This window comes from Streptomyces sp. NPDC034111, assembly GCF_055575375.1.
Map to the genome: position 1 here is coordinate 100,448 of NZ_JBVIST010000014.1, position 22,106 is coordinate 122,553.

Consider the following 22,106-nt stretch of genomic DNA (forward strand, 5'->3'; position numbering starts at 1 on the left):
CCGTCTGAGGGACCGTTACCAAGGGATAGGCGTGCAATGCTCGGGGAACCGCTCGCCTCTGTCACCATCTAGGCACTCTGTGTGACGAAAACGCCCTCACCGGCGAGGCTCCCCAGCTGAACGATTGGAAACGGACATGGGTCCCCATCCAGCGGTCGCCGCGATACGCCTGGCGGTCCGCCGCGTACTCCACGACGTGCTCAACCACCACTGCGCACAGGACCGGCACGAGCCCCCGCTCGTGCTCGTCGCGTGCTCCGGCGGCGCCGACTCGATGGCGCTCGCCTCCGCTCTCGCATTCGAAGCCCCCAAGCTGGGCGTCCGCGCCGGGGGCGTCACCATCGACCACGGCCTCCAGGAGGGCTCCGACCTCCGCGCCTCCGAGGTCGCCCTGCGCCTGCGGGCCCTGCGGCTCGACCCGGTAGAGGTCGTCGCCGTCACGGTGGGCCGCGAAGGCGGCCCCGAGGCCGCCGCCCGGGACGCCCGCTACGCCGCGCTGGACGCCGCCGCCGAGCGCCACGGCGCCAGCGCCGTCCTCCTCGGCCACACCCGCGACGACCAGGCCGAGACGGTGCTCCTCGGCCTCGCCCGCGGCTCCGGGACCCGCTCGCTCTCCGGGATGGCCGCGACCAGCGGCCGCGGCGGCCGCTACCGCCGGCCCTTCCTGGACGTCGACCGCCAGACCGCCCGTAAGGCCTGTCTGATCCAGGCGCTGCCCGTCTGGGACGACCCGCACAACTCCGACCCCGCGTACACCCGCTCCCGGCTCCGCCACGAAGGCCTGCCCGCCCTGGAGAAGGCGCTCGGCAAGGGCGTCGTCGAGGCGCTGGCCCGTACCGCCCAGCTCTCCCGTGACGACGCCGACGCCCTGGACGCCTGGGCGGCCGCGGCCGAGGGCACGGTCCTCGACGACACCGGCTCCCTCGATGTCGCCGCCCTGTTCGCGCTGCCGCCCGCGGTGCGCCGCCGTGTGCTGCGCCGGGCCGTGATCGGCGCGGGTTCCCCGGCCGGTTCGCTCTTCGCCCGCCACATCGAGGAAGTGGACCGGCTGATCACGGCCTGGCGGGGCCAGGGCGCCATCAACCTCCCCGGGCGGGTGGGTGTGCGACGGCAGGGTGGCAGACTTGTCATCCGGCAGGGCTGAGGCGAGACGCCGCCTTGCATCCGAAGTCTCACGACTGACGTGAACACCGAACCGAGCGAGAGTGGCACGGGTGGACGACAAGGACATGGGCTCCGACCTTCAGTCGGTACTCATCACCAAGGAAGAGATCGACGCCAAGCTGGCCGAGCTTGCCGCGAAGATCGACGCGGAGTACGCGGGCAAGGACCTGCTCATCATCGGTGTCCTCAAGGGCGCGGTGATGGTGATGGCGGACCTGGCGCGCGCGCTGTCCACCCCCGTCACGATGGACTGGATGGCCGTGTCCTCCTACGGCGCGGGCACCCAGTCCTCCGGTGTGGTCCGCATCCTCAAGGACCTCGACACCGACATCAAGGGCAAGCACGTACTGATCGTCGAGGACATCATCGACTCCGGCCTGACGCTGTCCTGGCTGCTGTCGAACCTCGGCTCGCGCGAGCCGGCCTCGCTGGAGGTCTGCACGCTGCTGCGCAAGCCGGACGCGGCCAAGGTCGCCATCGACGTGAAGTGGATCGGCTTCGACATCCCCAACGAGTTCGTCGTCGGATACGGCCTGGACTTCGCGGAGAAGTACCGCAATATGCCGTTCGTCGGTACCCTCGCGCCGCACGTCTACGGCGGCTGAGGGGCTTCTGAGGCCCGGCGGGAACCCTTTGGGGCCTCCCGCCGTTGGAGCAGGGAGAACGGAATCCTCAGCTGTCTGTTCACTGTCGGCGCAGGCGCCGGGTGACAATGCTGGGGTACCGTCCGAAGGCAGTTCTTTTTCGGACCAGTAATACACCGTACGCACGACCAGCCCTCCCGAGGGCGTTGTGCCTCACTGTGGCAGGAGGGACGGGGCCGCAAACGGCTCCGTATGGATGGACGTGAAGCGATACTTCCGTGGGCCGGTCATGTGGATCGTGCTGGCCGTCCTCGCCGTGGTCGTGTTGATGCAGGTCGTCGGCTCGTCCGGCGGCTACAAGACGGTGGACACCGGTCAGGTCGTCAAGGCGATCGCTGACAACAAGGTGAAGTCCGCCGAGCTGACGACCGGTGACGAGAACAAGATCAAGATCGAGTTGTCGGGCTCCAACAAGGTCGACGGCTCCAACAAGATCCAGGCGAGCTACATCGGCGACCAGGGCGTCGATCTGGCGAAGAACCTGCAGGCCAAGTACCAGACCGGCGAGATCAAGGACGGGTACACCGTCTCCCCGTCGAAGCAGAACCCGTTCGTCGGCGTGCTGCTTTCGCTGCTCCCCTTCGTCCTCATCGTGGTCGTCTTCCTGTTCCTGATGAACCAGATGCAGGGCGGCGGCTCCCGGGTGATGAACTTCGGGAAGTCGAAGGCGAAGCTGATCACCAAGGACACCCCGAAGACGACGTTCGCGGACGTCGCGGGGTCGGACGAGGCCGTCGAGGAGCTCCACGAGATCAAGGAGTTCCTCCAGGAGCCGGCCAAGTTCCAGGCCGTCGGTGCCAAGATCCCCAAGGGCGTGCTGCTGTACGGCCCGCCCGGTACGGGCAAGACGCTGCTGGCGCGCGCCGTCGCCGGCGAGGCGGGCGTGCCGTTCTACTCGATCTCCGGCTCCGACTTCGTCGAGATGTTCGTCGGTGTCGGTGCCTCCCGGGTCCGTGACCTCTTCGAGCAGGCCAAGGCGAACGCCCCGGCGATCGTCTTCGTCGACGAGATCGACGCCGTCGGTCGGCACCGCGGTGCGGGCCTGGGCGGTGGCCACGACGAGCGTGAGCAGACCCTCAACCAGCTGCTGGTCGAGATGGACGGCTTCGACGTCAAGGGCGGTGTGATCCTGATCGCCGCCACGAACCGTCCGGACATCCTCGACCCGGCGCTGCTGCGCCCCGGCCGTTTCGACCGGCAGATCGCCGTCGACCGCCCGGACCTCCAGGGCCGTCTGGAGATCCTCAAGGTGCACCAGAAGGGCAAGCCGGTCGCCCCGGACGTCGACCTCTCGGCCGTCGCCAAGCGCACCCCCGGCTTCACCGGTGCCGATCTGTCGAACGTCCTGAACGAGGCCGCGCTGCTGACGGCCCGCAGCGACGAGAAGCTGATCAACAACCACTTCCTGGACGAGGCGATCGACCGCGTCGTGGCCGGCCCGCAGAAGCGGACCCGGATCATGTCCGAGAAGGAGAAGAAGATCACCGCGTACCACGAGGGCGGACACGCCCTGGTCGCGGCGGCTTCGCCGAACTCCGACCCGGTCCACAAGATCACGATCCTGTCCCGCGGCCGGGCCCTGGGCTACACCATGGTCCTGCCCGACGAGGACAAGTACTCCACCACCCGCAACGAGATGCTCGACCAGCTGGCGTACATGCTGGGCGGCCGCGCGGCGGAGGAGCTGGTCTTCCACGACCCGACCACGGGTGCCGCGAACGACATCGAGAAGGCCACCGCCACGGCCCGCGCGATGGTCACGCAGTACGGCATGACCGAGCGGCTCGGTGCGATCAAGTTCGGCACGGACAACTCCGAGCCGTTCCTGGGCCGTGAGATGGGTCACCAGCGCGACTACTCCGAGGAGGTCGCCGCGCTGGTCGATGAGGAGGTCAAGAAGCTCATCGAGACCGCGCACAACGAGGCGTGGGAGATCCTGGTCGAGAACCGCGATGTGCTCGACAACCTTGTGCTGACGCTCCTGGAGAAGGAGACGCTGGGCAAGGAGGAGATCGCCGAGCTGTTCAAGCACGTGGTCAAGCGTCCGGCCCGCCCGGCGTGGACCGGCTCCTCGCGCCGTACGCCGTCCAGCCGCCCGCCGGTGCTCTCGCCCAAGGAGCTGGCCCCGGCCAACGGCACGGTGACGACGTCGGCCACCGTCTCGACGGAGAAGGCGGAGGCTCCCGAGGAGCCGCGCACGGAGAGCTGACCGCGGGCCGCACCGGCCCCGGAATAAATGCCGCGCCCCTCAGGTTTAGCCTGGGGGGCGCGGCATTCCGCGATTCAACCGCGCTTCCGCGCGGCGCAGAAGGAACGAGGCACCACATGACCGACCCTGTGACGCTGGACGTCGACGGCACGATCGGCACGTTCGACGAGAAGCGCGCTGAGAATGCCGTGCGCGAGCTGCTCATCGCGGTGGGCGAGGACCCGGACCGCGAGGGTCTGCTGGAGACGCCGGCGCGGGTGGCACGGGCGTACAAGGAGATCTTCGCCGGTCTGTGGCAGAAGCCGGAGGACGTGCTGACGACCACCTTCGACCTCGGCCATGACGAAATGGTGCTGGTCAAGGACATCGAGCTGGTCTCCAGCTGCGAGCACCACCTGGTGCCGTTCGTCGGTGTGGCACACGTCGGCTACATCCCGTCCGCCGACGGCAAGATCACCGGTCTGTCGAAGCTGGCCCGGCTGGTCGATGTGTTCGCCCGCCGGCCGCAGGTGCAGGAGCGGCTGACCACGCAGATCGCGGACTCCCTGATGGAGATCCTGGAGCCGCGCGGCGTGATCGTCGTCATCGAGTGCGAGCACATGTGCATGACCATGCGCGGGGTCCGTAAGCCGGGTGCCAAGACCACGACCTCGGCCGTCCGCGGCCAGCTGCGGGACGCGGCGACGCGCGCCGAGGCGATGAGCCTGATACTCGCGCGCTGACACTCCTCCGCCGCGGCAGGGCCTCCCACCGCGGCGGCCGGCTTGGTTCAGGCCTTGAGGTGGTTGCCCAGCCACTGAAGCGCCGCCGGGATCTCGCGGCGCCAGGTGTTGAAGTTGTGGCCGCCGCTGTCGAGGATTATCGACGAGATGCGGGTGGGCGACTTCGTCTGCTGGATGAAGCGCAGCGTCTGGTGGTAGTTGCTCTCGCCCTGCTTGCTGCTGGTGACCAGCAGGTTCACCGGGGGAGCGGGCATATTGCGCTGGCGCCACAGCAGGTTGTTCTCCCGCTCCAGCTGCGGGCTGCCGCCGAAGAGGTCACCGGTGGTGCCGTCGAGCGGGGCCTTGTACACCCCGGAGAGCGCCACCGCGGTGGAGTACGCCTCGGGGTGGCGCATGGTCATCTTCAGCGCGCAGTAGCCGCCGGTGGAGTCGCCGATGACGCCCCAGCTCTGCGCCCGGCTCCCTATTCGGTAGTGCTCGGCGATATCCGCGCGCAGGTCCTTGGTGAAGAACGTCTCGGTCTGCGGGCCGTTCGGTATGTCGACGCACTCGGTGTCACGCGGCGGTGCCACCGTCGGACGCATCATCACCAGGACGGTCGGCCGCATCTTGCGCTGTTTCAGCAGACCGTGCTGGGTCTGCGGGAAATGCAGCTTTTTGTAGAGCGCCTCGGCGGTGCCCGGGTAGCCGGTGAGCACCAGCGCCGCCGGGAATTTCTGGTTCGCGTATTTCTTCTGGAAGTACTGCGGCGGCAGATAGACGAATGCCGGGCTGGCGATCTCTGAATGCTCGCCGCGGATCAGCACCTTGTCGATCCGGCCGGCGGACTTCGGCCGCGACCCGTTCTCGACGCTGATCCGCTCGGTTCCCAGCATCTGCAGCTTGGTGCCGTTCGGCCCCGACCGGTAGTCCGTCACCACACCGGGCTCCTGCTCCTGGCCGAACAGATCGGCCCAGGAGGCGTAGAAGCCGAAGGAGTTGTTCGCGAACAGGCCGATTGCGGCGAAGATCGAGAGCTGCGTCGCCAGCAGAAGTCCGATACGTCCGAGGACGGCGCGCCAATTGCCCTTGGACAGGCGCGGCCAGAGCCAGACGGTGAGGATGAACAGTGCCACCGCGACGAGGACGGCAAGAAGCAGCACTTTCTTGCTGGTGAGACCCATGTGGTGCTTTCTTCCGGGCGGCCGGGTCATCCGTACCGCTGATGGAACCCCGAGCCCTGAAACGCCGTCATACAGGGCGCAAAAAGTCCAGATGCTGCGACAAGGCTCGCACGTTCTCTCGACCGGGGCGACGGGAAAGTGATGTCTGACAGGCTAGATGGCGAAAAGTCGGAGAAGGTTGCGTGGCGAACGCCACGCTGGCTCCGCGGCCCACGGCCCGAATCGGTGCCGTGGCTCGTCGGAACGGCCGGAGTGGTCGTCGGCCTGCTCAACCTGGCCGCCGGGGTGTTCGCGCGGTTCCGGCACAGCCGGGTGCACGCCCTGGCCGAGGTGCTGCCGGGTGCGGTGAGCCCGCTCGCGGCCGCCGCGTCCATCGTCGTCGGTATTCTGCTGCTCCTTTTGGCCCACGGGCTCAAACGGCGTAAGCGGCGGGCCTGGGGGGCGGCGGTGGCGCTGCTCCCCGTCGGGATCGCCGCCCAGCTCGTCTACCGCCACTCCGTCGTCGGTGCGGTGCTCTCGTGTGCGCTGCTGGTGTTCCTGGTGTGGCACCGCAGGGAGTTCGCGGCGCTGCCCGATCCGCGCAGCCGCTGGAAGGCGGTGGCCAACTTCGTCGTCCTCGGCGGCGCGAGCTTCGCCATCGGCATGGTGATCGTCAGCTCCCACCCCCACAAGACCCTCGGCTCGCCGTCCTTCTGGGACCGCGCCCAGCACGTCCTGTGGGGCCTGTTCGGCTTCGAGGGCCCCATCGGCTACACCAACCGGGTCGACTACACCGTCGGCTACTCGCTCGGCGCGCTGGGCCTGCTGACCGTCGCCACCACCGCCTACCTCGCCTTCCGCCCCGAGCACCCGGCGGCCCGGCTGACCGACGAGGACGAGCACCGGCTGCGCGAGCTGCTGGCCAGGCACGGCGCCCGCGACTCGCTCGGCTACTTCGCGCTGCGCCGCGACAAGGGCGTGGTCTTCTCCCCGACCGGCAAGGCCGCCGTCTGCTACCGGGTGATCTCCGGGGTGATGCTCGCCAGCGGCGACCCGATCGGCGATGTGGAGGCCTGGCCGGGCGCCATCGAGCGCTTCATGGAGGAGGCCAGGGCGCACTCCTGGACCCCCGCGGTCACCGGGTGCAGCGAGACCGGCGGCCAGGTGTGGACCCGGGAGACCGGTATGGACGCGCTGGAACTCGGCGACGAGGCCATCGTGGACGTCGCCGGCTTCACCCTCACCGGCCGCGCGATGCGCAACGTACGGCAGATGGTCAAGCGGATCGAGCGCAACGGCTACCACACCCGGGTGCGGCGGGTGCGCGATCTGGAGCCGGCGGAGCTGGAGCGGATCCAGCAGGCCGCCGACGCCTGGCGGGACACCGACACCGAGCGCGGTTTCTCCATGGCGCTGGGCCGGATCGATGCGGTGGCCGACGGTGATGCGGTGATCGCCACCGCCCATCTCCCGGCCGGCGAGGGCGAGGAGCCCGGCCCGTACGGAGACCTGAAGGCGATGCAGCACTTCGTGCCGTGGGGCGACAGCGGGATCTCCCTGGAGCTGATGCGGCGCGACCGCAGCGCCGACCCCGGCATGAACGAGCTGCTGATCGTCGCCGCGCTCCAGGCCGCACCGGACCTCAAGATCAAGGAGGTGTCGCTGAACTTCGCGGTCTTCCGCTCCTCCCTGGAGCGCGGGGAGAAGCTCGGCGCCGGACCGGTCCTCCGGGTCTGGCGGGCCATGCTGATCTTCCTGTCCCGCTGGTACCAGATCGAGTCGCTCTACAAGTTCAACGACAAGTTCCGGCCGCGCTGGGAGCCCCGCTTCGTGGTCTTCCGCAACAGCCGCGACATCCCGCGCATCGGCCTGGCCGCGCTCCAGGCCGAGGGCTATCTGGAGCTGAGCCTGCCGCGCGTCCTGCGCCGCAGGAAGGCCGCCGAGCCGCGGCCGTGCGTGCACACCGTGGAGCCGGCCCGGACCGCGGGCGCGGTCGAGCGGGCGGCCTGACGAGCGGCGGGCCCGACGAGCGGCCGGCCGTCCGGACAGGAGCGGCGCAGGACGTTGCCGACGGCCGGCGTCCCGGCCGTTCCCCGCACGCGGTGGCCGCAATCCGGCCGGTCGGCACACGGCCTACGCTGGTGCCATGAGTACCTTGCGTGGCCGGGTGGCCGGACTGCCGGACTGGGACCGCTGCGCGGTGCTGGGCGTCGTGAATGTGACGCCCGATTCGTTCTCCGACGGCGGTCAGTGGTTCGACACCGAACTCGCCGTCAAACACGGTCTCGACCTGGTGGCGCAGGGCGCCGACATGGTGGACGTGGGCGGTGAGTCGACCCGGCCGGGCGCGGCGCGGGTGGACGAGGCCGAGGAGCTGCGCCGGGTCGTCCCGGTCGTCCGGGAGCTGGCCGCGGCGGGCGTGGTGGTCTCCGTCGACACCATGCGCGCCTCCGTCGCCGAGCAGGCGGTCCTGGCCGGGGCGCGGCTGGTCAACGATGTGAGCGGGGGCGCCGCCGATCCGGCCATGGTGCCGGTGGTGGCCGCCCATCATGTGCCGTTCGTGGTGATGCACTGGCGCGGCCAGTCCATCGACATGAACAACCGCGCCGTCTACGGGGACGTGGTCGCGGAGGTCGTCGACGAGCTCACGCAGTCCATGGAGCGTGCGGTGGCCGGCGGCATCGACCCCGAACGGATCGTCATCGACCCCGGGCTGGGCTTCGCCAAGGAGGCCGGGCACGATCTCGCGCTGATCGCCCACCTGGCGCGGCTTCGGGCGCTGGGCCGGCCGCTGCTGGTGGCCGCTTCGAGGAAACGGTTCCTGGGCAGGGTGCTGGCGGGCGGCGAGGGAGCCGCCCCACCGCCGGCCCGGGAGCGTGATGCCGCGACGGCGGCGGTCTCGGCGATGGTGGCGCGAGAGGGGGCCTGGGCGGTGCGGGTGCACGAGGTCAGGGCGAGCGCGGACGCGGTACGGGTGGCCCGTGCCGTGGAGGGCGCGGCGGCAGCGGCCGCCGAGGGCGACGCCGCCGGACGGTCCGGCGGTGCGGCGTACGACACGACGGCGAAGACGACGGGAACGGTGTGAGCGGCTTGGGCCCACAGACGGACATCGAGCTGGTCGAGCAGGCGAATACGACCCTGTACGAGACCATCGAGCGCGGCGATCACGAGGCGCTGTCCGAGCTGTGGCTGGACGGTCAGGTGAGTGTGGTGCACCCCGGGTGGCCGGTGTTGCGCGGGCGTGGCGAGGTGCTGCGCTCGTACGCCCTGATCATGGCGAACACCGAGTACATCCAGTTCTTCCTCACGGACGTGGAGATCGACGTCATCGGGGACACCGCCCTGGTGACCTGCACCGAGAACATCCTCAGCGGCGGCCCCGCGGAGGACGACGGCTCGGTGGGACCGCTGATCGGCCAGCTGGTCGTGGCGACCAATGTCTTCCGGCGTACGGAGGACGGCTGGCGGGTGTGGTCGCACCACGGGTCGCCGGTGCTGGCGGACCGCGAGGACGAGGAGGACGAGGACGGGGGCGACGGCGAGGGCGAGGAGGACGCCCTCTGAGGGGCCCGGTGAAGGGGCACCCTCCAAAGGGGCGGTGCCCGCGCCGCCGGGGCTGCGGGCGGCGTGTGAGCCTTGCCATGGCCCCCCGCCCTTGCGCGTACGGCAAGGGCCTGCGCAAAGCGTCAGCTGCGTTCGTCAGCCATCCGGGCGAGGGCGCACCCGTTCGAGCCAAGTGCGGCACGGGTAGGGGTGGGGCGTGGACAGGGGGGTAAGAGGCCGCGCGGACGATCTCCCGGCCCGTAAGGTGCGCCGCTTTTAGCAGCAGGGCGGGGAATTGTCCATAGCCCCCGTGGGCGAGGACTGTCGGTGCTCGAAGGTAGATTCGATGGCGGGGCAGTGTTGCCGGATCGCTCCGGCGTCTGCCCGGAACCGACGAACAGTGGCGCCAGAGGTGCCGTGGACCAGTGGGAGTGATTCGCGTGGACCGTGTCGCGCTGCGGGGGCTGAAGGCCCGGGGCCACCACGGGGTCTTCCCCCGTGAGCGCGAGGAAGGCCAGACCTTCATCGTCGACCTGGTTCTCGGTCTGGACACCCGGCAGGCGGCCGCCTCCGACGATCTCGCGAAGACCGTGCACTACGGCGTTGTGGCCGAGGAGGTGGTGGCCGTCGTGGAGGGCGAGCCCGTCGACCTCATCGAGACCCTGGCGGAGCGCATCGCCGACCGCTGCCTCGAGCACGCGGCCGTGCAGGAAGTGGAGGTGGTGGTGCACAAGCCGGACGCGCCGATCACCGTCCCCTTCGACGACGTGACCATCACCATCACTCGGAGTCGAGTACATGAACACCAGCAGTGACCCGACCGTACAGCCGGTGCCCGCCTCCGTCGTGGAGCAGGTGGACGCCGCCGATGTGACGCTCTCCAACCCCAAACGCGCCGTGATCTCCCTCGGCAGCAACCTCGGCAACCGCCTGGAGACCCTCCAGGGCGCCGTCGACGCGCTGGAGGACACCCCTGGGCTGCGGGTCAAGGCGGTCTCCCCGGTGTACGAGACCGAGCCGTGGGGTGTGACGCCGGGCAGCCAGCCCTCGTACTTCAACGCCGTGGTGCTGATCAAGACGACGCTGCCGCCGGAGTCCCTGCTGGAGCGCGGGCACGCGATCGAGGAGGCCTTCGAGCGGGTCCGCGACGAGCGCTGGGGACCGCGCACGATCGACGTCGACATCGTCGCCTATCAGGACGTCGTCTCCGACGACCCGCGGCTGACGCTGCCGCACCCGCGCGCCCATGAGCGGGCGTTCGTGCTGGTGCCGTGGCACGACATCGACCCGGAGGCGGTGGTCCCCGGGCGCGGCGCGGTGGCCGAACTGCTCTCCGCGGTCGGCCACAGCGGCGTGATGCCGCGGGCCGACCTGGAACTGCGGCTGCCGGAGTAGTCGTTAGGGTTGCGGGTCGGTTGCGTAGCGAACGGCTCCGTACGGCAGGGTGCGTACGGACCGGTGCCATGCGGGATGCATGCCTACGGAACGGACAGTGCGGCCGTCGCGGCAAGACGGCCGTGACGACAGGATCGTGACGGCAGGGATGGTCATGACGGTGCGAGGGGCGATCGCTCGGTGAAGCAGCTACACATCAGGGTGCTGGTCGGGCTGTTCGTGGCGGCCGGGGTGCTGGCCTGGGGAGGCGCCCGGCTGTGGGACTCCTTCGGCACCCTGCCCAGCGTTCCGGTGGCAGCGCCGATCGTGCTGGCGCTGATCGCCGCCGTGCTCGCCGCCACCGCCCTCTCGCTCCGTTCGCGGCTGCGCGCCCAGCGCGAGCGCCGGCCCGGCGCCAAGGGCGTCGATCCGCTGGTGGCCGCCCGTGCGGTGGTCTTCGGCCAGGCGAGCGCGCTGGTGGCGTCGCTGGTCGCCGGGCTGTACGGCGGCGTCGGCGTCTTTCTGCTGACCTCAGGACTCGACGTCGAACCCCGCAGGGACCAGGCGATCTACGCCGGGCTGTCGGTGTTCGCCGGCGCCGCGGTGGTCGCCGCGGCGATCTTCCTGGAGCGGGTGTGCAAACTGCCGGACGACGAGGGCAAGGGCGGGGTCGACGCGGCGGTCTGAGCGACCGCCCGGCGGCGGCCCGGCCCTGCCGCGCAGGGGCCGCGGCGGCCGTACGCGGCAGCCTCCCGCCGGTCAGGCGCCGGGGGCCGGGACGCTGTCGAGCGACACCTCACCGCGCGCCAGGCTCGCGGCGTCCGCGGCCGCGGAACGGCGCAGCGCCCGGTGCAGCCCGGCGGGGGTCAGCACCCCCAGGTGACGCTCGCCGTCCCGGACCGCTATCCAGCCGGCGTCATGCTGGAGCATCGTGCTGAGCGCCTGCTTGAGCGGGGCGCCGAGCGGCAGCCAGGCGGCCATCGGCCGGGCGTACGCACGGACGGTGCCCTGCGGGGCGGCCTTCGCGGCGCCCGCTGACTTCTTCTTGAGGTCCGGACCGGACCCCGGGCCCGCTCCCGCGCCCGTGAGCGCCGCGGCCGCGACCCAGCCGTACGGCGACCCGTCGGCGTCCAGGACGACCGCCCAGGGCGCACCGTCGGCGGCCAGCCGGGCGGCGGCCCGCTCCGCGGTGTCGTCGAGCCGGACGACCGGGGGCGCGTCGAGGTCGCCGGACTCGACGGGGGTGACCGAGAGCCGCTTCAGGCCCCGGTCCGCGCCGACGAACTGGGCGGCATACGGGGTCGCCGGGGCGCCCAGCACCGTTGCCGGGGTGTCGAACTGCTCGATCCGGCCGGCCCCGTAGACCGCGATCCGGTCGCCGAGCCGGACCGCCTCCTCGATGTCATGGGTGACGAAGAGCACCGTCTTGCGGAGCGTGGACTGGAGGCGCAGGAACTCGTTCTGGAGATGCTCGCGGACGACCGGGTCGACCGCGCCGAACGGCTCGTCCATCAGCAGCACCGGCGGATCGGCGGCCAGTGCCCGGGCCACGCCGACGCGCTGGCGCTGGCCGCCGGAGAGCTGATCGGGGTAGCGGTCGCCGTACACCGAGGGGTCCAGCCCGACCAGGTCGAGGAGTTCGGCGGCGCGGGCCCTGGCCTCCGTGCGCGGCCGGCCGAGGAGGTGCGGGACGGTGGCGGTGTTGTCCAGGACGGACTTGTGGGGGAAGAGCCCCACCTGCTGGATGACGTAGCCGATGCGGCGCCGCAGTTGGACCGGGTCGAGGCCGGAGATGTCCGCGCCGCCGAGGAGGATCCGCCCGCTGGTGGGCTCGATGAGCCGGTTGACCATCTTCATGGTCGTGGTCTTGCCGCAGCCCGACGGTCCGACGAGCGTGACGAGTTCCCCCTCGGCGACCTCGAAGGAGAGGTCGTCCACGGCGGTGGTGCCGTCGGGGTAGCTCTTGGTGACGTGCTCGAAGCGGATCATTCTTCCCCCTGTGTGGACCGGTCCATTGTGGCCGGGCGGTCGTGAACACGGTGTTGCGGGTCGATGGCGATACGGCCGGTGGGCTGCCGGGCCGGGACGATTGTCAGTGGTGGGGTTTAGGGTCGCAGACGGTAACCGAAGAAGTGAGCGACAGGGCGGGGGAGGTGACGGGCCATGAGCGGAAGTGCCGCCGGGCCGGGCTGTCTGGAGGCGAACGACTGGATCTGCGGTGAGTATCTGCGCACCCGCAGCCAGGAGTTGGTCGACGCCACGGTCCAGCACATCGGCATCACCGCGGTATCGGTGGCGCTCGGGCTGCTGATCGCCTTTCCGCTCGCGCTGCTGGCGCGGCACCGGCGGGGCGCGGCTGGCCCGGTCCTGGGGCTGACGACGGTGCTCTACACGGTCCCTTCGCTGGCGATGTTCGCCCTGCTGACACCGGTCTTCGGGGTCTCGGCCGCCGTGGTCGTCACGGGTCTGGTGCTGTATTCGCTGACGATCCTGGTGCGCAACATCCTCGCCGGTCTCCAGGCCGTGCCCGCCGAGGTGCGGGAGGCCGCCCGCGGGATGGGGTACGGCCCGGCCCGGCTGCTGTTCGAGGTGGAACTCCCGCTCGCGCTGCCCGCGTTGGTGGCTGGGGTGCGGATCGCCACGGTCTCGACGGTGGCGATGACGACCATCGGCTCCGTCGTCGGCTACGGCGGCCTGGGCAATCTCATAGCCAGCGGTATGGAGGGCTTCTTCAAGGCGGAGGTGCTGACCGCGTCGGTGCTGTGTGTGCTGCTGGCGCTGCTCGCCGATCTGCTGCTGATGGGCCTTCAGCGGCTGCTGACGCCCTGGACCCGGGCGCAGAAGCGGACGAAGGCCCCGGCGCGGCGCGGGGTCCCCACGGCGAAGGCGGCGGGCTGATGGAGGCGATCACGGGCGCCTGGCAGTGGCTGACGACGGCCGCCAACTGGGCGGGGGAGAAAGGCGTGTGGCACCGCCTGACCGAGCATCTCTGGCTCAGCGCGCTGTGCCTGGTGCTGTCCTGCCTGATAGCCCTGCCGGTCGCGCTGTGGCTCGGACACCTCGGCAAGGGCGGGGCGCTGGCGGTCAATCTCGCCAATGTGGGGCGGGCGGTGCCGACCTTCGCGGTGCTGGTGCTGCTGACGCTCAGCCCACTGGGCAAGTACGGGGACTGGCCGACGGTCATCGCGCTGGTGCTGTTCGCGGTGCCGCCGCTGCTGACCAACGCCTATCTGGGCATGCGGGAGGCGGACCGCGATGTGGTCGAGGCCGCCCGCGGGATGGGCATGTCGGGGCCGCAGCTGCTGCTGCGGGTGGAGATACCGCTCGCCTTCCCACTGATCATGACCGGTCTGCGGTCGGCCACCGTCCAGGTGGTGGCGACGGTGACGCTGGCCGCGCTCGCCGGCGGCGGCGGGCTGGGCCGGATCATCACCGCGGGCTTCGGCAACTACGACACCGCCCAGGTCGTCGCGGGCGCCCTGCTGGTGGCCGGGCTCGCGCTGGCCGTGGAGGGCGTCCTCGTCCTCGTGGAGCGGCTGCTCGACCCGATGCGCGGGCGGCGGCGCGCCGCGCGTACCGCCCCGGCCCCGCGTGCCTCCTCGCGTACGGCCACGGCCTCGCGTACGGCCCAGGGCCGACCCGACTCGACCGGACCAGACCTGATCCGAACGGACTGAATGGTGGCATTCATGAGCAGCACCTCACGCGCGGCGCGTACCGCGCTCGTCGCGGGCACCGTCGTCGCACTGGCAGCCGGGCTGGCCGCCTGCGGTGGCCAGAGCCTGGAGGAGAAGGGCGGCGGCAACGGCAAGGGAGGCAAGGGCGAGATCGTGATCGGCTCGGCCGGATTCACCGAGTCGAAGGTGCTCGCCGAGATCTATTCCCGGCTCCTGCAAGACGCCGGTTACCGCACCCGCGTACAGACACTCGCCAATCGCGAGCTGTATGAACCGGCCCTGGAGAAGGGCCAGATCGATGTGGTTCCGGAATACGCCTCGACCCTCGCCGAATTCCTCAACGCGAAGAAGAACGGCGCCAAGGCGAAGCCCGTCGCCTCCAGCGACATCGGCAAGACGGTGACGGCGCTGAAGAAGCTCGCCGGACCGCGCGGACTCAAGGTGCTGCCGGCGGGCGAGGCGACGGACCAGAACGCCTTCGCGGTCAGCAAGGAATTCGCCGCCGAGCACAAGCTGAAGACCCTCTCCGACCTCGGCGCATCGAAGCAGAAGATCAAACTTGCCTCGGGTGAGGAGTGCGAGACCCGGGTCTTCTGCAAGCCGGGCCTGGAGAAGACCTACGGCATCGACATCACCGGCCTGGACCCCAAGGGAGTCGGGACGCCGCAGGCCAAACAGGCGGTCAAGGACGGCACCGACCAGATGGTGCTCACCACGACCACGGACGCCACGCTCGACAACTTCGGGCTGGTGCTCCTCCAGGACGACAAGAAGCTCCAGAACGCCGACAATGTGCTGCCCGTGGTGAATGCCAAGAGCGCCGGTGACAAGGAGATCGAGACCGCCCTCGGGAAGCTCGCCCGGACGCTGACGACCGAAGACTTGATCAACTTGAACCGCAAGGTCGATGCCGAACGGCTCAAGCCCGCGGATGTCGCGCGGGCTTATGTGGACTCCAAGGGATTGGTCGAGAAGTAACCAGCGTGAAACGGATTGGCGTGCGGGGCCCCATAGGTCCCGCACGCACGGTAAGTTTCTGGCCATGCCACGAGGACGCCACCGCCAATCACCACCCCTCCACCGGCTGCTTCCTCCCTCGACGGTCGCCGGTGTGTCCCTCGCCTGCGCCGCGGGCGCGTGGTGTGTCGGCGACGATCTGGTGCAACGGGTGCTCGCCGCGGGCGCAGCGGCCGCCGCACTCACCGGCGCCGTCCTTCTGCGGACCTGGGACCGTAAGGCCGGCCGGCAGGTCGCCGAACTCACGCGCGCCCGGGTGCGCGACGAGTGGCGCACCGAGGAGCGGATAGCCGAGCTCGAGACGGATGTCGAGGAGTCGCGCGAGCTCCGCGCCGGCCTGGAGGCCAAACTGCGGGCCAAGCGCGCCGAATTGGCCCGGCTGCGCAGCGAACACGCCGAGCTGCTGCGCCGTTACGCCACCGCCGAGACCGAGCGGGCCAGCGCCCTGGAGGGCCGACGGCTGCTCGCCATCGAGGCGGCCGCACCGGCTCCGGCTGCGGCCGGCCTGCCCCGGGCTCTCAACTTCGTGCGAGCAGCGGAGACCCCCGGCCCGGCCCGGCACGAGCCCGCCACAGGCCAGGGCCTCCCCGCCCCCGCCTCCCCCACCCCCGCCGCCTACGCCCAGGCCGACCAGGCGCTCCGTCAGCTGGCCCGCAACGCCGCCCGCCAGCGCGCCGCGCAGAACGGCGACCGCGGCGCCGGGCAGAACGCGGGCCAGAGCGCAGGCCAGAGCACAGGCCAGAGCACAGGCCAGAGCGCAGGCCACGGCAAGGACGGTGAGAACGGCCGGGGGAATGCCGAGGCGGCCGCAGCCGGGCGCACGGATGGCGCGCGCCAGGACGGTACGGCACCCTCCGCCGGCTCCGCGCTCCGTTCGGTCCCCGCCACCGCCGCCGCCATCACCCCGCCGCGCCCCGCCCCTTCCCGCGAACTGGGCGGCTTCGACTTCTTCGGCAATGCGGCCGCCCCGAGCCCCCGGCAGCTGACCGCGCCGCTGGAGGACGATCTGGCGGACGTCGTCGGCGACGAGGCCGTCGCGGAGCAGTCCGCACGCGCCGGGGACCGCCCGGGAGCGCGTAAGGCCCGTACCCAGGCCCGTGCGCAGCTGTCGGCGGGCGACACCACCGACGGCGAACAGGCCGATGGCGAACAGCCCGACGGTGTGACGGCCGCTGCCGGGACACCGGATGACGCCGCGGACGCCGCTCTTGTCGCGGACGGGGAGACCACCAGCGGCGCGGGCGAGGTCATCGACCTCACCGCGCACGACGAGACCGAACAGCTCGACCTCGGCGTCCTGCGCAGCGCCATCTCCTGACCCGTCCGGCCGCCGCGCCGGTACGTCCGACCGCTTGGCCCCGAAGCTCCCTGAGCTCCGGGGCCAAGCGCCTTTCGGGCGGCCTGTCCCGAGGCCCAGCGGGGGTGGGGGGAGCCGATGGCGGTGGCTGCGGCTACGGCTGGGTCTGGGGCCGTGGCTGGGGCGGCAGCGAGGCCTGTCCACAGGGTGTGGGCGGTGCGGCCTGCGTGCGCCGTGTGGTCGGTTGCCCGGTGGGGCGGTCAGCTCGGCGCTGTGCCCGCAGGCCGGGTGTCGCCGGCGGTGCTAGAGGCGGCCGCTCAGTATGCGGCGGCGCTCCGGCGCGAACGGTATGCCGCTCGCCAGCCCGCGGTGGCCGACCGCCAGTGCCTCGCCCAGGAAGCTGACACCGATGGCCAGCTGGACCGGGCGGGCGGCTTCGTGCATGCCCATTTTCACCGCCAGCAGCCCGAAACCGGCCATGCCGAGCAGGGATATGACGGCCACCGCGAACGTCCGCCCCGTATAGCGCTGCCACAGCACGCCGTCCCGGCCGAACAGCTGGACCGTCGCACCGCGCAGTGCGCCCAGCGCGCAGCCCAGGACGGAGCCGGCCGCGGCCCAGACGAGGTCCGTACCGGTCAGATGCTCGGCCTTGGCCACGGCGAGGACGCCGATGGCGATGAGGATGACCGGTGGGGCGAACAGCTCGCGGCCGTTGACCGGTTCGCCCCGCAGCCGTTTGGTGATCAACGCGACGACGGCGGCGAGGATCAGCGCCGCCAGCAGCCAGCCGTTCATGGGTCCCCCTGCGAATCGATGATTTAGCACAGTCGTGCCAGAAATAATTTAGCGCGGGTGTGCCACAATCGCAATATGCCGAAGATCGTCGATGCCCGGGCCCGTCGTCGCGCCGTCGCCGAAGCCGTCCTGCGTGTGGTGCGCCGTGAGGGGGTGGAGGGTGCCTCGCTCCGTAATGTCGCCGAGGAGGCGGGGCTGGCCGTCGGATCGGTCCGCCACTACTTCAGCAACCACGACGAAGTGATGATCTTCGCGATGACGGAGCTGAGCGCCCGTATCGAGTACCGGGTGACGGACCACGCCGAGCGGCTGCTCGACCCCGGAGCCGCCGGTGAGCGCCGTACCCGCGCCGAGCAGCTGCTCGCCGAATTCCTGCCGCTGGACGACGAGCGCAGGGAGGAGGGCATGCTCTGGCAGGCCTTCACGACCGCGGCCCGCACCCGGCCCGAACTCAGACCGCACGCCGTCGAGTTGGAGTCCGGTATGCGGGAGCTGCTGAAGCGGATGCTGCGCGGTGGCCAGGAGGCCGGCAGTCTGCCCGACGACCTGGACCTGGAGCTGGAGACGCTACGGCTGTCCGCCTTGCTCGACGGCCTCACCTTCCAGGCCACCCTGGAGCCGGACCGCGTCACCCCCGACAAGCTCCGCAGCGTGCTGCGCCGTCATCTGGAGACCCTCCGCAAGGACGGAAGCGACCAGGACGGATAGCGACCAGGTCGGAAGCCACCAGGACGGATCGCGGCAAGGGTGGGCAGCGGCCAGGGTGGACGGGACGGACGGCGACGTGCCGGGCCGCCCTCCTGGCCGGTCAGGCGGCGGTGCCGGCTACTTGCCGCCTACTTGTCGATGTCGCCCACCACGAAGAACAGCGACCCGAGAATGGCGACCATATCGGCGACCAGCGTCCCGGGCAGCAGCTCCACCAGCGCCTGGATGTTGTTGTACGACGCCGACCGCAGTTTGAGGCGGTAGGGGGTCTTGTCGCCCTTGGAGACGAGGTAGTAGCCGTTGATCCCCAGCGGGTTCTCGGTCCAGGCGTACGTCGCGCCCTCCGGCGCCTTGAGGACCTTGGGCAGCCGCTGGTTGATCGGGCCCGGCGCAAGCTCCGCGATCCGGTCCAGACAGGCATCGGCCAGATCGAGCGCATTGTGGCTCTGCTCCAGCAGGCACTCGAAACGGGCCAGGCAGTCGCCCTCCTCACGGGTGACGACCTTGAGCGTGGACTGGAGCTCCCCGTAGGCCAGATACGGCTCGTCACGCCGCAGATCGAAGTCGACCCCCGAGGCGCGGGCGATCGGCCCGGAGACGCCGTACGCATGCACCGTCTGCGGCGCGAGCACCCCGACCCCGCGGGTCCGGCCGCGGAAGATCTCGTTGCCCAGCACCAGATTGTCGAAGACGTCCATCCGGGAGCGCACATCGGCGATCGCCTGCCGTGCCCGGCCCAGCCACCCCGCCGGCAGATCCTCCTTGAGGCCGCCGACGCGGTTGAACATGTAGTGCATCCGCCCGCCGGAGATCTCCTCCATGACGGTCTGCAGCTCCTCGCGTTCACGGAACGCGTGGAAGACGGGGGTGATACCGCCCAGCTCCAGGGGGTACGAGCCCAGGAACATCAGATGGTTCAGCACCCGGTTCAGCTCGGCCAGCAGCGTCCGCGTCCACACCGCACGCTCGGGCACCTCCATGCCCAGCATCCGCTCGACGGCCAGCACCACGCCCAGCTCGTTGGAGAACGCCGACAGCCAGTCGTGCCGGTTGGCGAGCATGATGATCTGCCGGTAGTCGCGCGCCTCGAAGAGCTTCTCGGCACCGCGGTGCATATAGCCGATCACCGGCTCGGCGTGCTGGATGCGCTCGCCGTCCAGAACCAGGCGCAGCCGCAGCACGCCGTGCGTCGAGGGGTGCTGCGGACCGATGTTCAGCACCATGTCGGTGCTCTCCGCCGCTCCGCCGATGCCGACCGTCGTCTCCGTCATGGGAACAGTCTCGCAGGACGCCGCTCCGGCGGGCCCCGGGGCCCTCAGGCGTCCCACTCCTTGAGCAGCGCCGCACACTCCGCTCCCACCGGCTCCAGGAGCCAGCCGAAGCCGCCCAGCCCCGCGGGGTCGGTCAGCTCCGCCGCCGCGCCCGCCGTGCCGAGGGCCCGTACATAGCCGGCCGGGTCGGTGGAGGCCATCGCGAGGGGCGGACGACGGCCGTGCACGCCCAGAGCGTGCAGCGCCGCCCGCTGGGTCATCCGCACCGCCGACGGCCCGGCGCAGGCGTCGAGCGCCACATGCGCCGTGATGTCGCAGCTGCCGTCCGGCACGGGGCGCACCTCGCGGCCGTCGCGGAATCCGGTGAGGGTGCCGAAGAGCGGACGGGCACCGCTCTCGTGCGCATAGTCGGCGGCGACCGCCAGCCCGGCGCGCAGCGCACCGACGGCCCGCGCCCAGGCCTCGTCCCGGGGGCGGCCGATCTCGGCCCGCAGCCCAGGGGTGCCCACCGGGTACGCGGTGCCTTCGGGGGCCTCCAGGGGCGGCGCCCACCAGCGGCGGAGCCACCGCGCGTCCGCACCGTCGACGGGGTCCCCCAGCCGCTCGGTGCCGTCGGCCCGCACCAGCACCCGGCGCGCCACACCGTCCGCATCCGTCTCGACGACCTCGACCGGCACATTGTCCAGCCACTCGTTCGCGAACAGCAGCCCGGTGACCGTCCCCGGGGCGGGCAGCTCGTCCAGCCAGCCGATCCGCGGATCCAGCCCCTCGGGGCGTGAGGCCCGCTCGACGGCGTACGGGCGCAGCCGCCCGGCGACCTCACCGGGCAGCGCGGCCAGCACCGCCGTCAGCAGCTCCCCGCGCCCCGCCCCCACATCGACCAGCGCCAGCCCGTCCGGACGGCCGAGCGCGGCATCGACGCGGCAGAGGAGCGCGGCGACCGCACCGGCGTAGAGCGGGGAGACATGCACCGAGGTACGGAAATGTCCGGCCGGCCCCGAACCGCCGGGCCGGGTGTAGAAGCCGTCGTCCGGCCCGTACAGCGCCCGTTCCGTCGCGTCCCGCCACCCGCACCACTCGTTCGTCACCTGCCACACGGTACGGCCGGGCGCCGCGCAGGCCCACGGCCCGGTGCACCGGCCGTCCCCCGGTCCGCCACATTTGGCGCATAGGGTCTCCACCTTGGGGAGTAGGCCCGGCGCAGAGGATCGCTCCTCCGGTTGACCCGTACACCTATTCACGCTGCCTACGCTGGGTTACGTGCAGCGCCTCTACGACTTCCTCCGCAGGCACCCGACGGGAGTGGACACCTTCTGGGCCGTCCTGCTCTTCGGGTTCACCCTCCTGTGGACCGCCTCCGAGGTCAGCGGCTCCCACCAGCCCATCGCCGTGTTCTTCGCCATCGGCCTAGGCCTCGTCGTCGCGCTGCGCCGCAAGGCCCCGGTCAAGATGCTCCTGCTGACGGCCGCCATCGGCGTCGGCCAACTGATCTTCGGCGTCCCGCCCAACATCGGCAACTTCGCGATGCTGGTGATCGCCTACACCGTCGCCTCCTCCCCCTCCGCCCCCCGCTGGGCCTCCCGGTGCGCCCTCCTCGGCGCCCTCCTCGGCCCCGCCATGTCGGCGGTCCGCTACGCCCCGGGCATCAGCCAGGCGTTGCTGGAGGTGGAATCGCTGTTCTACGTCACCCTGCTCACCGTGCCCTTCGTGCTGGCCTGGGTGCTCGGCGACTCCATGCGCACCCGCCGCGCCTACTGGGCACAGCTCGAGGAGAGGGCCGCCCGGCTGGAGAAGGAGCGCGAGACGCAGTCCCGGATCGCGGTCGCCGCCGAGCGCGCCAGGATCGCCCGCGAGCTGCACGACGTCGTCGCCCACAACGTCTCGGTGATGGTCGTCCAGGCCGACGGCGCCGCGTACGTCCTCGACGCCGCTCCCGAACAGACCCGGCAGGCCCTGGAGACCATCTCCGGCACCGGCCGCCAGGCGCTGGCCGAAATGCGGCGCCTGCTGGGCGTCCTGCGCACCGGCGAACAGCCGGAGAGCGGCGAATACGTCCCCCAGCCCGGCGTCGAGCAGCTCAGCGACCTCATCGACCAGGTCCGCGGCGCCGGACTCCCGGTCGACTTCCGGGTGGAGGGCGAACCGCGCCCGCTGCCCAGCAGCGTCGAACTGACCGCGTACCGCATCGTCCAGGAAGCGCTCACCAACACCCGCAAACACGGCGGCCCCGATGCCGGCGCCACCGTCCGCCTCTTCTACAAGGACGACAATCTCGATCTGCTCGTCGAGGACGACGGACGGGGCGCACATCGCGGGCTGTACGACGAAGGCGGCGCGGACGGCCTCGGCCACGGTCTGATCGGTATGCGGGAACGGGTCGGCATGGTCGGCGGCAGCCTGACCGCCGGCCCGCGGCCCGGCGGCGGCTTCCGCGTCAGCGCCGTACTGCCGCTCAAACCCGCCCAGTGACCACCCCCGAAGCCACCCCGCCCCGTACGCTCGGCCCCGCCGCTTCCGAACCCGCTCGAAGGGATCTCCCT

At 71.0% G+C, this 22,106-nt stretch carries 21 protein-coding genes; 16 read left to right on the top strand and 5 right to left on the bottom strand.

Features of this window, described 5'->3' with window-relative positions:
* Positions 1 to 136: 136 nt before the first annotated feature.
* The 4 genes from tilS (at position 137) to folE (ending at position 4,739) form a co-directional block, all read left to right on the top strand.
* Complete coding sequence (tilS, locus tag ACZ55A_RS26650) at positions 137 to 1,144, top strand: tRNA lysidine(34) synthetase TilS (protein WP_468844856.1); 1,008 nt, start codon at positions 137 to 139, stop codon at positions 1,142 to 1,144.
* An 85-nt stretch (positions 1,145 to 1,229) separates the two neighbouring features.
* Positions 1,230 to 1,769, top strand: a complete 540-nt coding sequence (gene hpt / locus ACZ55A_RS26655; RefSeq protein ID WP_468845070.1) for a hypoxanthine phosphoribosyltransferase — start codon at positions 1,230 to 1,232, stop codon at positions 1,767 to 1,769.
* A 235-nt stretch (positions 1,770 to 2,004) separates the two neighbouring features.
* Positions 2,005 to 4,017 carry an ATP-dependent zinc metalloprotease FtsH gene (ftsH, locus tag ACZ55A_RS26660; protein WP_468844859.1) on the top strand — a complete coding sequence of 671 codons (2,013 nt, stop codon included), beginning with the start codon at positions 2,005 to 2,007 and terminating at the stop codon, positions 4,015 to 4,017.
* 116 nt (positions 4,018 to 4,133) lie between these two features.
* Positions 4,134 to 4,739, top strand: a complete 606-nt coding sequence (gene folE / locus ACZ55A_RS26665; RefSeq protein ID WP_030414981.1) for a GTP cyclohydrolase I FolE — start codon at positions 4,134 to 4,136, stop codon at positions 4,737 to 4,739.
* Positions 4,740 to 4,786: 47 nt separating this feature from the next.
* On the opposite strand, the gene ACZ55A_RS26670 is transcribed toward folE, so the two are convergent.
* A complete protein-coding gene (locus ACZ55A_RS26670) occupies positions 4,787 to 5,902 on the bottom strand; it encodes an alpha/beta hydrolase (protein WP_468844861.1) in 1,116 nt (371 codons plus the stop codon).
* 141 nt (positions 5,903 to 6,043) lie between these two features.
* Between ACZ55A_RS26670 and ACZ55A_RS26675 the strand changes: the two genes are divergently transcribed.
* The 6 genes from ACZ55A_RS26675 to ACZ55A_RS26700 all read left to right on the top strand — a co-directional run bounded on the left by ACZ55A_RS26675 (position 6,044) and on the right by ACZ55A_RS26700 (position 11,485).
* Entirely contained in the window at positions 6,044 to 7,891 is a 1,848-nt protein-coding gene (locus ACZ55A_RS26675; protein WP_468844864.1) for a phosphatidylglycerol lysyltransferase domain-containing protein, read from the top strand.
* Positions 7,892 to 8,027: 136 nt separating this feature from the next.
* Positions 8,028 to 8,966: a dihydropteroate synthase gene (gene folP, locus ACZ55A_RS26680; RefSeq protein ID WP_468844866.1), complete on the top strand. Its 939-nt coding sequence runs from the start codon at positions 8,028 to 8,030 to the stop codon at positions 8,964 to 8,966.
* A gap of 5 nt (positions 8,967 to 8,971) precedes the next feature.
* Positions 8,972 to 9,445: a nuclear transport factor 2 family protein gene (locus ACZ55A_RS26685; RefSeq protein WP_468844869.1), complete on the top strand. Its 474-nt coding sequence runs from the start codon at positions 8,972 to 8,974 to the stop codon at positions 9,443 to 9,445.
* A 419-nt stretch (positions 9,446 to 9,864) separates the two neighbouring features.
* Positions 9,865 to 10,239 carry a dihydroneopterin aldolase gene (gene folB / locus ACZ55A_RS26690; RefSeq protein ID WP_468844871.1) on the top strand — a complete coding sequence of 125 codons (375 nt, stop codon included), beginning with the start codon at positions 9,865 to 9,867 and terminating at the stop codon, positions 10,237 to 10,239.
* Positions 10,223 to 10,819 (top strand): 2-amino-4-hydroxy-6-hydroxymethyldihydropteridine diphosphokinase, encoded by a 597-nt coding sequence (folK, locus tag ACZ55A_RS26695; RefSeq protein WP_468844873.1) that lies wholly within the window; start codon positions 10,223 to 10,225, stop codon positions 10,817 to 10,819. The genes folB and folK overlap by 17 nt, the downstream gene beginning before the upstream one ends.
* A 180-nt stretch (positions 10,820 to 10,999) precedes the next feature.
* Complete coding sequence (locus tag ACZ55A_RS26700) at positions 11,000 to 11,485, top strand: DUF3180 domain-containing protein (protein ID WP_468844876.1); 486 nt, start codon at positions 11,000 to 11,002, stop codon at positions 11,483 to 11,485.
* A gap of 72 nt (positions 11,486 to 11,557) precedes the next feature.
* Here ACZ55A_RS26700 and ACZ55A_RS26705 read toward each other — a convergent pair whose 3' ends face one another.
* Positions 11,558 to 12,787, bottom strand: coding sequence for an ABC transporter ATP-binding protein (locus ACZ55A_RS26705; RefSeq protein WP_468844878.1), 1,230 nt, complete (start codon positions 12,785 to 12,787; stop codon positions 11,558 to 11,560).
* 174 nt (positions 12,788 to 12,961) lie between these two features.
* Between ACZ55A_RS26705 and ACZ55A_RS26710 the strand changes: the two genes are divergently transcribed.
* The 4 genes from ACZ55A_RS26710 to ACZ55A_RS26725 all read left to right on the top strand — a co-directional run bounded on the left by ACZ55A_RS26710 (position 12,962) and on the right by ACZ55A_RS26725 (position 16,810).
* Positions 12,962 to 13,696, top strand: a complete 735-nt coding sequence (locus tag ACZ55A_RS26710; RefSeq protein WP_468844880.1) for an ABC transporter permease — start codon at positions 12,962 to 12,964, stop codon at positions 13,694 to 13,696.
* Positions 13,696 to 14,475 carry an ABC transporter permease gene (locus tag ACZ55A_RS26715; protein ID WP_468844883.1) on the top strand — a complete coding sequence of 260 codons (780 nt, stop codon included), beginning with the start codon at positions 13,696 to 13,698 and terminating at the stop codon, positions 14,473 to 14,475. Before ACZ55A_RS26710 ends, ACZ55A_RS26715 begins: the two co-directional genes overlap by 1 nt.
* A 12-nt stretch (positions 14,476 to 14,487) precedes the next feature.
* Positions 14,488 to 15,453, top strand: coding sequence for an ABC transporter substrate-binding protein (locus ACZ55A_RS26720; RefSeq protein WP_468844886.1), 966 nt, complete (start codon positions 14,488 to 14,490; stop codon positions 15,451 to 15,453).
* A gap of 64 nt (positions 15,454 to 15,517) precedes the next feature.
* Complete coding sequence (locus ACZ55A_RS26725) at positions 15,518 to 16,810, top strand: hypothetical protein (protein WP_468844888.1); 1,293 nt, start codon at positions 15,518 to 15,520, stop codon at positions 16,808 to 16,810.
* Between the two features lie 282 nt (positions 16,811 to 17,092).
* On the opposite strand, the gene ACZ55A_RS26730 is transcribed toward ACZ55A_RS26725, so the two are convergent.
* The gene (locus ACZ55A_RS26730) at positions 17,093 to 17,587 is read right to left on the bottom strand and encodes a DUF1453 domain-containing protein (RefSeq protein WP_468844891.1); all 495 of its coding nucleotides are present in this window, start codon (positions 17,585 to 17,587) and stop codon (positions 17,093 to 17,095) included.
* A gap of 75 nt (positions 17,588 to 17,662) precedes the next feature.
* Here ACZ55A_RS26730 and ACZ55A_RS26735 point away from each other — a divergent pair, with 75 nt between their 5' ends.
* On the top strand, positions 17,663 to 18,295 hold the full coding sequence (locus ACZ55A_RS26735) for a TetR/AcrR family transcriptional regulator (protein ID WP_468844894.1): 633 nt from the start codon (positions 17,663 to 17,665) through the stop codon (positions 18,293 to 18,295).
* A gap of 128 nt (positions 18,296 to 18,423) precedes the next feature.
* Here ACZ55A_RS26735 and ACZ55A_RS26740 read toward each other — a convergent pair whose 3' ends face one another.
* Both ACZ55A_RS26740 and ACZ55A_RS26745 read right to left on the bottom strand, forming a co-directional pair.
* Positions 18,424 to 19,566 (bottom strand): NADH-quinone oxidoreductase subunit D, encoded by a 1,143-nt coding sequence (locus ACZ55A_RS26740; protein WP_468844896.1) that lies wholly within the window; start codon positions 19,564 to 19,566, stop codon positions 18,424 to 18,426.
* Between the two features lie 44 nt (positions 19,567 to 19,610).
* Positions 19,611 to 20,654, bottom strand: a complete 1,044-nt coding sequence (locus ACZ55A_RS26745; RefSeq protein WP_468844898.1) for an SAM-dependent methyltransferase — start codon at positions 20,652 to 20,654, stop codon at positions 19,611 to 19,613.
* A 172-nt stretch (positions 20,655 to 20,826) separates the two neighbouring features.
* Here ACZ55A_RS26745 and ACZ55A_RS26750 point away from each other — a divergent pair, with 172 nt between their 5' ends.
* Positions 20,827 to 22,035 (top strand): sensor histidine kinase, encoded by a 1,209-nt coding sequence (locus ACZ55A_RS26750; protein WP_468844899.1) that lies wholly within the window; start codon positions 20,827 to 20,829, stop codon positions 22,033 to 22,035.
* The last annotated feature ends 71 nt before the right edge of the window (positions 22,036 to 22,106 follow it).

Coding starts and splice junctions, on each gene's coding strand:
- ftsH (WP_468844859.1), top strand. CDS start 2,005: ATGGACGTGAAGCGATACTTCCGTGGGCCGGTCATGTGGATCGTGCTG.
- ACZ55A_RS26725 (WP_468844888.1), top strand. CDS start 15,518: ATGCCACGAGGACGCCACCGCCAATCACCACCCCTCCACCGGCTGCTT.
- ACZ55A_RS26710 (WP_468844880.1), top strand. CDS start 12,962: ATGAGCGGAAGTGCCGCCGGGCCGGGCTGTCTGGAGGCGAACGACTGG.
- ACZ55A_RS26740 (WP_468844896.1), bottom strand. CDS start 19,566: ATGACGGAGACGACGGTCGGCATCGGCGGAGCGGCGGAGAGCACCGAC.
- folE (WP_030414981.1), top strand. CDS start 4,134: ATGACCGACCCTGTGACGCTGGACGTCGACGGCACGATCGGCACGTTC.
- ACZ55A_RS26730 (WP_468844891.1), bottom strand. CDS start 17,587: ATGAACGGCTGGCTGCTGGCGGCGCTGATCCTCGCCGCCGTCGTCGCG.
- tilS (WP_468844856.1), top strand. CDS start 137: ATGGGTCCCCATCCAGCGGTCGCCGCGATACGCCTGGCGGTCCGCCGC.
- ACZ55A_RS26675 (WP_468844864.1), top strand. CDS start 6,044: ATGTCTGACAGGCTAGATGGCGAAAAGTCGGAGAAGGTTGCGTGGCGA.
- ACZ55A_RS26720 (WP_468844886.1), top strand. CDS start 14,488: ATGAGCAGCACCTCACGCGCGGCGCGTACCGCGCTCGTCGCGGGCACC.
- ACZ55A_RS26705 (WP_468844878.1), bottom strand. CDS start 12,787: ATGATCCGCTTCGAGCACGTCACCAAGAGCTACCCCGACGGCACCACC.
- ACZ55A_RS26715 (WP_468844883.1), top strand. CDS start 13,696: ATGGAGGCGATCACGGGCGCCTGGCAGTGGCTGACGACGGCCGCCAAC.
- ACZ55A_RS26735 (WP_468844894.1), top strand. CDS start 17,663: ATGCCGAAGATCGTCGATGCCCGGGCCCGTCGTCGCGCCGTCGCCGAA.
- hpt (WP_468845070.1), top strand. CDS start 1,230: ATGGGCTCCGACCTTCAGTCGGTACTCATCACCAAGGAAGAGATCGAC.
- folP (WP_468844866.1), top strand. CDS start 8,028: ATGAGTACCTTGCGTGGCCGGGTGGCCGGACTGCCGGACTGGGACCGC.
- folK (WP_468844873.1), top strand. CDS start 10,223: ATGAACACCAGCAGTGACCCGACCGTACAGCCGGTGCCCGCCTCCGTC.
- ACZ55A_RS26670 (WP_468844861.1), bottom strand. CDS start 5,902: ATGGGTCTCACCAGCAAGAAAGTGCTGCTTCTTGCCGTCCTCGTCGCG.